Source organism: Bacteroides congonensis (assembly GCF_900130125.1).
GTDB classification, from domain to species: domain Bacteria; phylum Bacteroidota; class Bacteroidia; order Bacteroidales; family Bacteroidaceae; genus Bacteroides; species Bacteroides congonensis.
This window is the reverse complement of record NZ_FQXY01000006.1, coordinates 233,400-248,062: the sequence shown is the minus strand read 5'-3', so window position 1 is coordinate 248,062 and position 14,663 is coordinate 233,400. Positions and strand designations below refer to the sequence as shown.

The following is a 14,663-nucleotide window of genomic DNA, read 5'->3' as shown; positions in this document are numbered from 1 at the left end:
TTATTCCTGGGGTAGAAGGTCTAATCCTAAATCAATGGTATTAGCTGCATTCCATAGGATTGGCAGACTATCTTCATTGGTTCCCATGAGATATCCGAGTAGATTTTTGAACGTTGTGTTATTGGCCATATTTTCCGGTAATAAATTCTCAATAACCGGTTGTAGTTGTGGTAATAACTGAATGAAAGCTGTTGTAGACTCTTTAGTTAAATAAAGATGGGTATGTCCCTCTTCTTCTTCAACATTAAAAGTTATACCTTCAGTTAATAAGTAGAAGATTTGCTGGAAATTACTCTCATTCATGTTGGTAATGATACCGAGATACTGATTGCCAAGCACGGCATTTACAGTTCCAAGTAGCTTTTGTAGTTGAATAGCGTCGGATTTGGAAAGAGCTTCCACGATACCGGAAATCAGTCCTGGGTCAATGGGTGTTTCACTATCTTTAGTTACCTGACTGATAATAGCTGGTAAATTCAGATTTATTTTAAGTTTTCCATTATTTACTGACCAAGTGAGCAGATTAATAGGGGAAGTAGCCCAAGTACGATTGGCAAGCGCACTGTTAATGTCGGTGGCACTCATTGTACCTATCATGAATTTCATAACGAACATTGCAATAGTCGCCACATCTTTATCCGGATCTATTTCATTAATAGGTACTTTACCAATATAGACCGGACTTGTGGTATAATTTGCAATAATATTACCATCCGGTTGCAATGTGATTGTCTGAAGAAGCTGGGGGATGAAGTAACAAAGTGCATTTTGAATCAATTTCATTCTAAGAAAAAGTTGGCTGCCTGCTTGTGTCAACTCCACATCATCCATGTGAACATAGAAGGCGCCGGTCAGGATTTCGTTTGTTTCTTTCCATACATATTCTCCGCCACTGGTACCTATGGTCATTTTTTTCCCCTTGGTAAAGTTAGATAAATCATAACTTTTATTCCATTTGTTTTGCGGCATCGTTACATTTACATCCAGCTTCATCGCTTTCGGCGTAATGCTACCGCTATACTTTACCGTAGCGCCGCCCATTGTGATATTCGTTCCGTTGAAAGTGTAGTTACCCTTTTCTTCATTCTCATAAAGTTTGATGCCATTGATAGGAGTACTAGCCTCTCCCGGAATCACATCATTCAGTGTCAACGTTCCCGTCTCACTGTCTTCTGTCTTAAAGCTGATAGTTTTTCCAATTAATTTCTCTCCACTGTAGGTTAGGTCTAACGTATATGGCTTAATATACGAGCCATATTCCCGGCTGATTTCTCCCGACCAAAATAGCTTGTCATTGTAAGTCTCTTCACATGATGTAAAGAAAAAAACGGCACAAGCCACCCAAAATAGTTTCTCTAAGTTTCTCATTTTGTTTCTTGCTTTTATTGCATATTTAATAAATCTTTGCAAAGTTCGACTAACAATCCTTTATTAACAAGGTCTATTTTTCTATAATGATGTTCTATTTTTAAGTATTTGGGTATAAATAGTGAACGAAGTAGAAATATTCATGTTCTATTTTTAATATGAATTGTTCTTCTTTTAAGAATGAGAGTTTTAGAATAAGTCTTTATGTAAATATGTGGAGAGGTTTCTGTAGGAATATCGGGAACAGTAATCCCCATATTCTTAAAATCTGACTGTACATAAAAATGGAACGTTTTATGCATTTTCTCTATCTAAATGGAGGGACATATGGAGACGTGGATAGAAAAGTGCGTAAATTTACATTAGGGAAATAGAGAGAAGATAGTCTTTTGGGAAGAAAGAATCCTCTTTGAGCTGTTTGCTGGTGAAAGGGAAATAAATAGATAGATTTTCTGTCGATATGCAGCTATTTGTTATCAGGTTAATCAACGGTTTCAGAAGTGAAATAGCTCGAAAACCGCCTCTATTTCGGCTTAAATATGCTTCCTCACCGAGGAATAATCGCTTGGTCGGTGAGTAAGAAAGTGTTCCTCACCGAGGAACGATGTGTTTCTCGGTGAGGAATGGATATAATCAACCTCGGAAAAGCAAATATTTATCCCTTGTTTATGCATAATAAGGGCTTGAATATGCATGTTCTTGCATTAATTTATGCGCTTTATTCTCTATTAGCTTTGATTATTCTCTCTTGCCGGATAGCAAAATCTTAAAAACAGAACAGAATTGCTGGTTGCTTAAAGCCTGTTTACCGTCGAAATCCGTCCTTTGGTCGATTCTATTTGTGATAAAATAGCGTCGGCCTTACCTTTGTCCTGCTAACTTGGAACAATGAAGCATGAAAAGACTGCGTAAACAACAGTTATTGGAGCAGAGTATTTACGGAGCCATTTGGAACGTAATATTTCTTCTTCCGCTGATAGGCGGATACTTTGCCCTAAGCGGCGGACTCGAAAGAGAAGAAGTCCGCACGGTTATCCGTGACTCATGGCTGGGTATCCTTCCTTTCTTCGTGCTTTTTTTACTGAACAATTACGGACTGGTTCCCTATTTCCTTTTTAAGAAAAAATACTGGCAATATACTGTTTCATTGTTTTTCCTGATAGTTGCCATGTGCAGGCTTGCTCCGTCTCCTTCCATGACACGCTTTCCGAAAGATTTCAGGCGCGACGGTTTACACCGCAACATGAAGGAGAATCCAAGAGACCAAATAATAAGGATGAGAGAGAAGAGCAGGGAGGAAGGAGAAGGGTACCGGGATGAGCCTAAACGTGAAAAGCCCCCAATGGGAATGGGAAAGCCTAAAGGCGGTCCCGATGCTTTTCCGAAGCCGGGTCCTTTCCCTTATCCGCTCTTTGGTATCCGTTATCTCATCCATTTTGCCATCGCCTTTCTGATGGTAGGGTTTAACATTGCCATCAAACTATTCTTCAAGTCCTTCCGTGACGAGGAAATGCTGAAGGAACTCGAACATCAGCGCTTGCAGTCGGAACTGCAATATCTCAAATATCAAATCAACCCGCACTTCTTTATGAATACGCTCAATAATATTCATGCATTGGTGGACATCGACACGGGAAAAGCGAAAAGTACGATTGTGGAACTCTCCAAACTGATGCGTTATGTGCTCTATGAAGCAAGCAATAAAACCACGTTGCTATCACGTGAGGTACAGTTTCTTGAAAACTATATCGGCTTGATGAGCCTGCGCTATACCGACAAAGTATCTATCGGGATGCACTTCCCTGCCGAAGTGCCCGAAGTACAGATTCCCCCACTGCTCTTTATCTCTTTTGTAGAGAACGCCTTCAAGCATGGAGTCAGTTACCGGAACGAGTCTTTCATTCGCGTCCTCGTGCAGTTGGAAGAAGACAACCGCCTGTCTTTCCGTTGTACGAACAGCAATAACGGTTCGGCAGACGAGCAGCACCACGGTATCGGGCTCGAGAATGTCCGCAAACGCCTGCGGCTTCTGTTCGGCAATGACTATACGTTCTCCATTACCAGTGAAGAACAAATATTTGATGTATTACTTATCATACCTTTATTATAATGAAATGTTTAGCAATAGATGACGAACCGTTGGCACTGACGCAATTATCGGATTATATCTCCCGCGTCCCTTTTTTGTCTTTAGTGAAGTCCTGCCAGGATGCATTCGAAGCAATGAAGGTATTAGCCGAAGAAGAAGTAGATTTGATATTCGTGGACATTAATATGCCCGATTTGAATGGACTGGACTTTATCCGCTCATTGATTAGCCCGCCGCTTGTCATCTTCACCACCGCTTATTCCGAATATGCAGTAGAAGGCTTTAAACTGGATGTCGTAGACTATCTGCTGAAACCGTTTGAATTTCAGGATTTACTGAAAGCGGCGGACAAAGCCCGCAAGCAGTTTGAATACCGTTTGTTGGAACAACAGGGCGAATTGGGAAACGCTTCGCAGATAAAAGGAGACTCGCTGTTTGTGAAAAGCGACTATAAAGTCGTTCGTATCGACGTGAATAACATCCGCTATATTGAAGGCATGAGTGAATACGTACGTATCTTTGTGGAAGGAGAAGACAGGGCGATTATCACGCTTGCCAGTCTCCAGAAAATGGAAGAACGGCTTCCCACGCATTTCATGCGGGTTCACCGTTCTTATATTGTCAATCTCCGGAAGATTACCGAAGTTTCCCGTCTCCGTATTATCTTCGATAAGAATACCTACATTCCTGTCGGTGATAATTATAAGGAAAGATTTACGGAATACATCGGAAAACTGAGTCTGTCTTAATAAGCGCAGCTACACTTATTTAATACCCAGTTTTTTGGCGATGTCCTTAGGAAGCGCATCTTTGTGTACCAGGATATTCATAGTCTTGTAGGCTACGAATGCTTTGGAAGCATACCAGATACCATCGTATTTGCCCGCTTTACCCCAAGAATTCTTCACCATGAAGTATTCTTTTCCGTTTTGGTCTTTAGCGATACCGTAGATTACCATTCCGTGGTCGTCAGTCGTTTCCCAGTTATCGAAAGCTGTTTGGCGCATTTCCTGAGTGATTTCCATTTCCTGGAACGGCTTGGTAGTCATTTCTTTCTGCTTGTCGGCAGCAGTCAGACCCGTCCAGCGAGCCATATCCGAACCGCTAAGTTCAGCGCCTTTTTTTGCATCCGGCATCACAGCAGTACCATTGCGTGTGAAACCTTGTTCGCTCACGTCGCTGCCCCATGCGAAAGTATAACCTTTCTTTACAGCGTTGTCCATCACAGCCATCAGTTCGTCGATAGGCAGGTTGTAAGATAAGCCGTTGCGCCAGTTATCTTGAATTTCGATAGCGAATTGGGAATAGAAGGGATGATGGGTATAAGAAGTCAGTGATACGTAATCGTCAGGATTCAATCCCAATGATTCTGCAAAGGATTTCGGAGTATATTCCTTACCTTTGTAAGTGAAGTTTTCCGGGCATTTACCCAAATAAGTGTCATAGATAGCTGCCAGTCCGTTTTTCCATACCGGAGTCAGCTTGCTCAGTTTGCCCTTGGCGATAGCGTTGATGTATCCACTTGCTACGGCATCCAACTCGTTGTGTACCGGCAGCGTATCACCATACATGATTCCCGGCATCACTTCCTGCGGAACGATACCATAATTCTTGATGCAATACATTACATCATAGAAACTTCCACCCGGTGAGAAAGAACTGTCACCGTGATAGCGTACATAGTTTACTCCGCGGTCCTGCATCGTTTTGTGTACCACAAACATTTCAGCCAGGTCATATTCGCCTTTGCCTAAACGAAGCAGTTCTGATTCAATAAATCCGAGAGTGGAGAAACTCCAGCACGTGCTCGAACGGTTCTGATTTTTGATAGAAGTAATCGGGTTCTCTTTCACTGTCGTGAATACAAATCCCTCTTGGGGTTTTGCGTCTTGTGCCGTCATGCCCAGGCTACATAAGCCCAGGGCAGCGATAAGGATACTTTTTTTCATTCTTATGACATTCATATTAAATTTGTTTTGGGCACAAATATAACGATTCCTCTCTTGAAAACCATCCATTTGGATTCAATTTGCATAAAAAAAGAATGAATATTACTGTATCCTGGCACGGTAAGTCCGTTCGGAGAAAGTGATATTGAGGAACAAAGACAGGCTGTTTTCGCGTTGCATGCCGGCAGGTACTTTCATTTGTCCTTTATATTTCAGTCCGATGGAAAGGACATTATTATTGCGCAAGCCCAGATTCAGCCCCGTACTCATATAGTATTCAGTCGCCTTTTTCTTTTGGATGACAATATAGGAATTGTTGATTCCCGTTCCCAGCAACAAGCTGACCGGATTACGGTACACATTACCTAAGGTATATCTTCCTCCCAGTGACAGCCGGTGCTGATTCTCAAAACTGATATTGGATTGTGAAGATTGCATCCGGCTCCAGTCCACATACTTATAATCAATGGTTGCCATCCACCGCAAGTTATTGTAAGAAACTCCCAACCCAAAGAATTGGGGAAGGCATTGCCGGTAACGTTTCAGGTCTTTTGCAATATCATCCCCGCCCGAACTGCTGCTGACGTATAGACTATTCTCCTGCTTGAAGTCCTGCGAATAGCCATAGACAGCACCTGCTACGAAAGAACGGTCACGGTCGATTGCCCATTTATACTGCACGCCGAAATCTGCATAAAACGTATGTTTATACGAACTCGTTTCTTCTGACGCGCTGCCCTGTGTTTCCGTCTGCGTAATAGTACCGGTGACGTAGGAGAGATTCGTACCGATAGAAAATCCTTTCCCGAAAAGATACGCCGTGCTGATACCCATTTTGGACAGCCCGCCTTCGCCTTGAAATAAAGAAGAAACGGTACTCCCGTTACTGCCCGCCACCTCTTCATCCAACGTGATAGCATATCCTACGCTGCTTACGGGAGCCATAAAGATAGCCCCGTACCATCGCGGAATAATCCGGCAACCGATACTCAGGTTATTCAGATTCCCCGTGACAGAATGGTTGTTTGCTCCCCGCTGCGAATAATTCTGATAAGACCCCATGATGCCGGCATCTATCTGAAACCGCTGTTCGCTTAGCTCCGTGAGTGAAGCAGGGTTGGCACTGTTCAGAAAATTATTACCCCGCAGAGCAATCCCCGCACCCCCCAGTCCGGCATATTGCCCGCCTTCTCCGGTAGAGAGTTCGCCCAGTCCGAACATGGAAGTGGGGGAGTTCGTTGTGTTTTGTGCCATCAATAAGTGAGCGGGAGTATAGAATGCCAAAAGGCAGAACAAAATCTTTTTCATTGTTGATAAGTTTTGTAGAGTATGATAAGTTTGGTGTTCTTTTTATTTGCCGTATGTTCGCTGTCACCGAAGATAACACCTTGCAGGGTGGTGTAGAACAAGTTGTCGGGAAGGAATAACTGTAACTTCTGCCGGTTATATCCGGTTGTTCCCAGGTTGCTTTGGAGGAAAGAGGTGATGTCGAAAGAATAATACGTCTCTTCGTAAGCCATGTCGTCTACCACCAGGTTGCCCGTTTGTACGGAGCTTCCGGTAAGGTCGGTGATGACATCCTGTCTCACGTTATCCTCATTGGTTGTATAGAGGGTCAGGTTTTGCGGGAGCGGGTACATTCCGTCATACGTCCCCTTCACCGGATAGAGTTGTAGCGTGGCGCTTTCGATGGTCACGAGTTCGCCTTCTGCGCAGAGATCATTCAAATGCGGGAAGTCGATAGCGATATACATTCCTGTCATGCCTTGCAGATAACATTGGTGTTCTGTCCGGGCGGTGGGCAGAGCGTTGTCGGCGCCGCTTTTCAGTCCCTCAATCGGAGTGCCCGTACGGTCATATGATACCTTATTATATATAAGAGAACTGCTGGCATTGAATACAAGTGTCTTTTCCGTTGAGATTTCCGCCTGTTCATGGTAATAGAGCGTAATACACAAACTGGAATCATTTACCTGGAAGCCGCTGACGCAGGCGTCATTGTCGATGTCCGGAATAAAGGCGATGCCCTTGAAGTAATCATGGAAGAGCTCCTGTGACTCCATTTGCCGCGCGTCTTGCTGCATCAGGTCAAACCACTCTTCTCCCCAGTCATCGGGTAGGCGCACTTCCAGTTCTTTTGTCCTTTGTCCGGGAGTCGGCTTGAAACTGAACGAGGTCAGGGGAGATGTTTCATACGATGTCCGGGTGGTACTGTATAGATACCCGTAATCGTCCAATTGGATATTTTCCGTCAGGCGGTGCATATGGATGCGTTGGGTGCTCAGTGTATCTCCCAGATAATTGCCGGAGGAGTAAAGCCGGATGGTGATGGAATCGAATGTATATACCGTCTCGTCATTAAAGGAGAAAGAGGGTAATTCATATTCGGCATAGAATGAGGCCGTAATAGTTCCCCATAACTCGTCTTTACGATGTCCTATCTGACAAACGGTATCACCCGAAGTTGCCAGTGAGTCACTAAGGATGGTACTGAGCGATACGGTACAACTGTCTGTACATTCCGGAAAGAACTTTCCACCCATTTTCCGCCTATTGCGGATGATTCGTCCAGGCAAGAGGAAAAAGAAAGAAATAGAAAGAGCGAAAAAAGTACTAAGATTGATTTCATGCCATACTAATGAGATTGGTTTTGTGACGGCAAAAGAAGAGCTTTTAAGCAGTCTCCCCAAAAACTATCGACTAAGTCTTGCTATTTGTCGACCTCGATTTCGTTGGTAGACAGAATATATCTGTTTGTCGATAGTTTTTTTATCCGTGCCCGTTGCCCCCTACTTTTGCGGGTAATAAACGACATATTTAATGGATAAGAAAATGAATAAATTACTTTGCATGGTGGTCGTACTGCTCTCATTGGCGGCATGTACGGAGGATACGGAATATACGGCAGGCGTGTGGTACCGCCGTTCTGATTTTGATGGCGTGGCACGTAATGATGCCGCAGGGTTTACTATCGGCAACAAAGGATATATTTGCGGCGGATACCGGGGAAGCAACAAAGACCGCCTGAAAGATTGCTGGGAGTATGATATTGATAATGACTGGTGGACTCAATGCAAGGACATGAGTGAAGAAGCCATTGCCCGGAACGCGGCGACAGGCTTTGCCGTAGGGACGAAAGGATATATTGCCACCGGATATGACGCCAAGACTAGTTCGTTTCTGAAAGATTGCTGGCAATATGACCCGGCAACGAATGATTGGAAACAGATGGCGGACTTTCCCGGAGGAGGACGGCGTTACGCACTTTCTTTCGGCATCGGGCAATACGGTTATCTAGGTACGGGCTACGATGATAACTATCAGAAGGATTTTTACCGCTTTGACCCTTCGGCGGGCGATAAGGGAGAATGGACGCTTATCAATGGCTTCGGCGGGCAGAAGCGACAGGGCGGACAGGTTTTTGTCATTGATGACATAGCCTATATCTGCGGTGGCGAGAATAATAATTCGGATGTCACGGACTTTTGGTGTTTTGACCCGTCGAATGCATCCAATCCCTGGAAACAACTGCGTGACATAAAAGATTCCAGTGATGATGATTATGATGACGACTATACTTCTATCGCACGCTGCTATGGCTGCGCTTTTGTGATTGACGGTAAAGGATATCTGGCAGTAGGACAGACGGCGGGCGGGAGCTTGCGTACCAACTACTGGATATACGACCCTTCTACGGATTTGTGGGAAGGTGAAGACCTGACCGATTTTGAAGGCAGCGCACGTGCGAAAGCTGTTTGCTTTTCCACAGGAACACGGGGATTTGTAACGACCGGTGGTAGTACTTCCTCGTCCTACTATGACGACACCTGGGAGTTGAAACCTTATGAATATGAAGAAAAGTAAGATAATAACAGGTACCGGATGCCTTATCCTGTTACTCGCCACCGGATTTGTCTGTTACCGGAATATAAGTCCCGCAGCCCGCTACCATTTGGAAGTGATGAAACTCGGAGAGAACGGATACGGTTATAAAATCTATGAGGGAGAACGTACGATTATTGTTCAGCCTTTCATTCCTGTCATTGCCGGAAAAAGAGCTTTCCGTGCAGAGCAGGATGCCCGACGGGTAGGGAATTTAGTCTTGGAACGCATTGAAGCAGGAGATGAATTTACTATATCGAAGGGGGACTTGGATAACTTGGGAGTTACATATTAATGCTGCACCGTTGGCATAGCCGTGCCACCGCATTGGCACAACTGTGCCAATGGGGTGGCACAAGGCTAGCGCTGTAGGGTACTGTACGTGGATTACTCCCTCTTTTGAGGATTAACCACATAATCTTCTTTGATAAACTCATCATACACGCGTTTCGGATGGTCGAATGCTGCTGTCCCGTTCCGTTGCTCATCGAAATTCTCCCGGCGGAATTGTTTCAGTTTCAGGTTTCCTTCGGCATATTCCCGTAGTTTTTTATGTTCGCGTCCATAAAGCGAACTTTCAGTTACTTCAGAATCAAGCAAACTTTCCTTAGGAGTAATAGTGGGCAGGAGCACTTGTTCCAGTAATCCACGATAGGCACCGTCATATTCGCACCAAACGAGGTCGTTGGCGACAAATATACGATAGGAGTACTTTGACCATGCGGTTTTGATTTCGATGGATGCAGCATAGATTTCAACGGTAGCTTCAGAACCGTACGCCTGGTCACGAATCACAACGGTCGTCCGACCGCTGATTTCTTCCTTTACGGAAGTTTGCCATTTCTCGGAATGCATGATTTCTTCAATGATTTCCGGCAATTTTTCTTTAATCTCAAACTGTATTCTCATGGTGCTTGCCTGCGGGCAGGACTTTTTTATTTTTTCCTACTTAAACAATAAAGCTAGCCTAAAGTTACATAGATTGAAGCAAAAAAACAAGATTTTGTTTAAATATTTGCTACTTTTGCCGGATAATCTGTCTTTTTCGTTTGTTTTTATAATAAATATGCAACAAACAGTAATAGGACGGAGTCTGTAAGGAGAGTGATAAATAAAAATAAGGGGGAGATAAGAATGAAGAACTTTGAAATAGATGAATGTACCGGATTAGTGTTGGAAGGCGGGGGAATGCGCGGCGTATTTACCTGCGGCGTACTCGATTATTTGATGGATCGCGACATCCGGTTCCCTTATACGATAGGGGTGTCCGCCGGAGCATGCAACGGACTGTCTTATGCCTCCCGTCAACGGGGACGCGCCAAATACAGCAATATCGACCTGCTGGAAAAGTACAATTATATCGGCTTGAAACATCTGCTCAAGAAGCGGAATATCCTCGACTTCGATTTGCTGTTCAATGAATTTCCCGAACATATCCTTCCGTATGATTATGAAACGTATTTCGCTTCACCCGAACGTTTCGTCATGGTGACCACAAACTGCCTGACGGGAGAAGCCAACTATTTTGAGGAAAAGAAAGACAAGAACCGGGTGATTGATATTGTCCGTGCTTCCAGCAGTCTGCCTATTGTCTGTCCCATTGCTTATGTAGACGGCATCCCGATGCTCGATGGGGGAATTGTAGACTCCATTCCTTTGCAACGTGCTATTTCAGATGGCTACACCCGCAATGTTGTTGTGCTCACTCGCAATCGTGGTTATCGGAAAGATTCGAAAGATATTCGTGTCCCGTCATTCGTATACCGTAAATATCCGAAACTGCGCGAAGCGCTGGGGCGTCGCTGCGCCGTGTATAATGAACAGTTGGAGATGGTAGAGCGTATGGAAGACGAGGGAAAGATTATCGTTATCCGTCCGTTGAAACCTGTTGCTGTAGACCGTATCGAGAAAGATGTGCAGAAGCTGACGGAGTTTTATCAGGAAGGATATGAGTGTGCACGAGCTTTATTTTGAGTTTGTATATTGTTCGGCAGCTCTTTTTAGTTTCCTGCTCATCAATTCTACCAATGTCTCCGGATACAGAATTTGTATTCCGTCGGCATAGCCGAAGAATACCCGTTCCAGTTCGTGGTTGATGACTACTTCGATTTCGAGTATGACGCTTCCGTCAGCTAATCTTTCTATCAATTGCTGGCTGCGGTGTATTGGTTTGGTTATGATGTAAGGCGCTTCGTCAGCCTTTACTTTGAAACCTACTTTTTCTGCTTTGCTTCCTGCGTTTTTGGTGACTCCTACCAGATCGTCAAAGAACGTATTCGGGTCGAAGAACGTATTCTTTATATAGTGTTCTTGCGGCAGGACTTCTAAGGAATGTATCCTGTCTAAAGCTAAATTTTGCAATATACGTCCGCTTTTCCTTACTCCGTAAACAAACCAGCGGTTCCGGTATTCTTTTAATAGATAAGGATAAAAAATGAATTCGTTTGCCGAACGTGCTTTGAACGAGCGGTATTTGAACCGTATAGGGTGTTCGTTTACAATGGCGTGATAGATAGTGTCCAGGTAATCCAGCCCTTTCAACGATTCGTTCTTTTCGAAGTCGATGACAGGGGTTGTCTTCATTCGGGCGGAAGCCACATGGTCTTCCAGGCGGTTGATAATATCGCTCATTTCCGTGAAGTAGGAGAATCCTTTGAACTGCCGCAACACTTCCACCGCTTCCGACATCATTTTCAAATCCTGTTCGTTCAGCGGAGTTTGCGTGATACTGTATTCCGGGTCTTCGTATTTATAATATTTATTCTCGTACACTACAATCGGGGCGTTATATCCCAGTTTCTCGCTGCGCATCATCTGGATGTCCATTTGCACGGTACGTTTGCTTATTCCTTTGTCAATGCCCTCATATTCATAAAGGGCATCCGAACAGGCATCCACCAAATCTTCGAGCGTCCAGCGACGGTAAGGATTACGCAGACAGTTATCAATCGTTTTATAACGAATCAAGGCATTTCTATTGGCTGGCATAAGCAGAAGAATAAAGATTTGCTTCAAAAGTAGAAAAATAAATTCAGTAAAACAAAGAGGTTGCCTGTCTTTATTCTTGTAATATCTCCGTAAAAAGGTGTATTTTCCCGGTTCTTTCTATCTTTTTTCTCAATTAATTCGATTTTAAGTCATTATTAATTGACTTTGGCGGAATTTATTAAGGGATGTCCCTTTACTTTGCTGAAAATAGTTTTAAAGACTTAAAAGTATAACATGAAAAACAAAGGAATAACATGGTAAAAAGGTTTGATTGGATATTGGTATTTTTATTGTTTTCAATAGGGGCGACTGCACAATCCGGCAAGAAGCGGTATGATTCTTACAAAGGATTGGTCATGGCTGGTTATCAGGGGTGGTTCAATACCCCTGGTGACGGCTCCGGTCGTGGCTGGCATCATTACAATGGTCGTGATGGGTTTCGTCCGGGTTCCTGTTCGGTCGATTTCTGGCCGGAAGTGTCGGAATATAAGAAACTCTATAAAACGGAGTTTACTTTTGCGGACGGTAAACAGGCATCTGTTTTTTCTTCTTATGATGAGTCTACGGTCAATGTTCATTTCAAATGGATGAAAGAGTATGGACTGGACGGAGTATTCATGCAGCGTTTTATCACGGAGATTCGAAACGAAAGTGGGATGAAGCATTTCAATAAAGTACTGAACTCGGCAATGAAAGCTGCCAATAAATATGAGCGTGCTATCTGTGTGATGTACGACTTGAGCGGAATGAAGCCGGGTGAGGAAGACTTCCTGCTCAAAGACATAGCGGAGATTGCACAGCGATATTCCATAAAAAATCGGGCAAAGAATTCTTCCTATCTGTATCACAACGGCAAGCCACTGGTTACGGTATGGGGAGTGGGATTTAATGATAACCGACGTTATGGGCTGAAAGAAGCTGCGCGTATCATCGATGGCTTGAAATCTCAGGGATTCAGTGTGATGCTTGGAGTGCCTACCCAGTGGCGCGAACTGAAAGGTGATACGGAATCAGACCCTCAGTTGCACGCACTTATCAGAAAATGTGATATTATCATGCCCTGGTTTGTTGGGCGATACAATCAGACTATCTATCCGAAATATCAGAAACTCGTAGAAGAAGATATTCAGTGGGCGAAGAAGAATCAGGTTGATTATGCTCCGTTGGTTTTCCCGGGTTTTTCATGGGCGAATATGAAGGGGAAAGATAACAATTCACTTATCCCCCGCAACAAAGGCTCTTTCCTTTGGGAACAGTTGATGGGAGCTATTCGGGCAGGTGCCGAAATGATTTATGTAGCAATGTTTGATGAAATAGACGAGGGGACGGCTATCTTTAAGTGTGCCAAGAAAGTTCCGGTAGGTGAAAGTACGTTTGTGCCTATCGAGGAAGGGGTGGAAAGTGACCATTATCTGAAATTAGTAGGCGAAGCGGGTAAGATTTTACGTAAGGAAAAGGCGATAGCACTGAATACAAGTCTGAATCCTGCAGCTCCGAATCCCTTTATCCGGCATATGTACACAGCCGACCCTTCGGCTCATGTCTGGAAAGACGGACGCTTGTATGTATATGCTTCCCATGATATTGCCCCGCCGCGCGGATGTGACTTGATGGACCGTTATCATGTATTCTCAACCGACGATATGGTGAACTGGACAGACCACGGGGAGATTCTTAGTTCTGAACAAGTACCCTGGGGACGGAAAGAGGGCGGTTTTATGTGGGCACCGGACTGTGCTTACAGGAACGGTACTTATTATTTCTATTTTCCCCATCCCAGTGAGACAGCGTGGGATAACAGTTGGAAGATTGGAGTGGCTACCAGCAACAAGCCGGCGGAAGGATTCAAAGTGCAGGGATATATCGAGGGAATGGACCCGCTGATTGACCCTTGCGTCTTTGTGGATGACGACGGGCAGGCTTATATCTACAATGGCGGTGGCGGCATCTGCAAAGGAGGCAAGCTGAAAGATAATATGATAGAACTGGATGGTTCGATGCAACTGATGAAAGGGTTGGAAGACTTCCACGAAGCAGCCTGGATTCACAAATATAACGGAAAATATTACCTGTCCTACTCCGACAACCATGATGAGAACTGGAATGACGGCGTGAAAGGAGATAATCGGATGCGTTATGCCATCAGTGACTCCCCGCTGGGACCATGGGAATCGAAAGGTATCTATATGGAACCGACCGACAGCTATACGAATCATGGCTCTATCGTCCAGTTCAAAGGGCAGTGGTATGCTTTCTATCACAACAGCACACTGTCCGGGCATGATTGGTTGCGCTCTATTTGTGTAGATAAGTTATACTACAATCAGGACGGCACTATACAAATGGTAAAGCAGACGAAATAAATAGATAAACGGAATACTAATAAT

General features: G+C 44.2%; 11 protein-coding genes and 1 pseudogene. 6 read left to right on the top strand and 6 right to left on the bottom strand.

Translation table 11 applies throughout. From position 1 onward, the window contains the following. Positions 1-1,368, bottom strand: a complete 1,368-nt coding sequence (locus tag BQ7997_RS00995; RefSeq protein WP_073342632.1) for a DUF4925 domain-containing protein — start codon at positions 1,366-1,368, stop codon at positions 1-3. An 895-nt stretch (positions 1,369-2,263) separates the two neighbouring features. On the opposite strand from BQ7997_RS00995, the gene BQ7997_RS00990 reads away from it, so the two are divergent. Beyond that, complete coding sequence (locus BQ7997_RS00990; protein ID WP_073342629.1) at positions 2,264-3,478, top strand: sensor histidine kinase; 1,215 nt, start codon at positions 2,264-2,266, stop codon at positions 3,476-3,478. Next, positions 3,478-4,206: a LytR/AlgR family response regulator transcription factor gene (locus BQ7997_RS00985; RefSeq protein WP_073342626.1), complete on the top strand. Its 729-nt coding sequence runs from the start codon at positions 3,478-3,480 to the stop codon at positions 4,204-4,206. The genes BQ7997_RS00990 and BQ7997_RS00985 overlap by 1 nt, the downstream gene beginning before the upstream one ends. A gap of 15 nt (positions 4,207-4,221) precedes the next feature. Here BQ7997_RS00985 and BQ7997_RS00980 read toward each other — a convergent pair whose 3' ends face one another. The 3 genes and pseudogenes from BQ7997_RS00980 to BQ7997_RS00970 all read right to left on the bottom strand — a co-directional run bounded on the left by BQ7997_RS00980 (position 4,222) and on the right by BQ7997_RS00970 (position 8,035). Continuing rightward, the gene (locus tag BQ7997_RS00980; protein ID WP_044654906.1) at positions 4,222-5,406 is read right to left on the bottom strand and encodes a C1 family peptidase; all 1,185 of its coding nucleotides are present in this window, start codon (positions 5,404-5,406) and stop codon (positions 4,222-4,224) included. A 102-nt stretch (positions 5,407-5,508) separates the two neighbouring features. Beyond that, positions 5,509-6,714, bottom strand: coding sequence for a BamG family beta-barrel-assembly machinery protein (locus tag BQ7997_RS00975; protein ID WP_073342624.1), 1,206 nt, complete (start codon positions 6,712-6,714; stop codon positions 5,509-5,511). After that, positions 6,711-8,035 (bottom strand): annotated as a pseudogene (locus tag BQ7997_RS00970) (DUF4270 family protein). Before BQ7997_RS00970 ends, BQ7997_RS00975 begins: the two are co-directional and overlap by 4 nt. Positions 8,036-8,226: 191 nt before the next feature. Between BQ7997_RS00970 and BQ7997_RS00965 the strand changes: the two are divergent. Both BQ7997_RS00965 and BQ7997_RS00960 read left to right on the top strand, forming a co-directional pair. Then, positions 8,227-9,270: a Kelch repeat-containing protein gene (locus BQ7997_RS00965; protein WP_073342621.1), complete on the top strand. Its 1,044-nt coding sequence runs from the start codon at positions 8,227-8,229 to the stop codon at positions 9,268-9,270. Next, complete coding sequence (locus BQ7997_RS00960; protein WP_235817241.1) at positions 9,257-9,583, top strand: DUF4907 domain-containing protein; 327 nt, start codon at positions 9,257-9,259, stop codon at positions 9,581-9,583. Before BQ7997_RS00965 ends, BQ7997_RS00960 begins: the two co-directional genes overlap by 14 nt. Positions 9,584-9,675: 92 nt before the next feature. Here BQ7997_RS00960 and BQ7997_RS00955 read toward each other — a convergent pair whose 3' ends face one another. Beyond that, complete coding sequence (locus tag BQ7997_RS00955; RefSeq protein ID WP_022140146.1) at positions 9,676-10,197, bottom strand: hypothetical protein; 522 nt, start codon at positions 10,195-10,197, stop codon at positions 9,676-9,678. A gap of 225 nt (positions 10,198-10,422) precedes the next feature. On the opposite strand from BQ7997_RS00955, the gene BQ7997_RS00945 reads away from it, so the two are divergent. Continuing rightward, complete coding sequence (locus BQ7997_RS00945) at positions 10,423-11,262, top strand: patatin-like phospholipase family protein (protein WP_022140147.1); 840 nt, start codon at positions 10,423-10,425, stop codon at positions 11,260-11,262. Here the strand turns inward: BQ7997_RS00945 and BQ7997_RS00940 are convergent. After that, positions 11,254-12,276 carry a helix-turn-helix transcriptional regulator gene (locus BQ7997_RS00940; protein ID WP_044654905.1) on the bottom strand — a complete coding sequence of 341 codons (1,023 nt, stop codon included), beginning with the start codon at positions 12,274-12,276 and terminating at the stop codon, positions 11,254-11,256. The genes BQ7997_RS00945 and BQ7997_RS00940 overlap by 9 nt on opposite strands. A 1,439-nt stretch (positions 12,277-13,715) precedes the next feature. On the opposite strand from BQ7997_RS00940, the gene BQ7997_RS26040 reads away from it, so the two are divergent. After that, on the top strand, positions 13,716-14,639 hold the full coding sequence (locus tag BQ7997_RS26040; protein ID WP_317045000.1) for a family 43 glycosylhydrolase: 924 nt from the start codon (positions 13,716-13,718) through the stop codon (positions 14,637-14,639). Positions 14,640-14,663 lie beyond the last annotated feature (24 nt).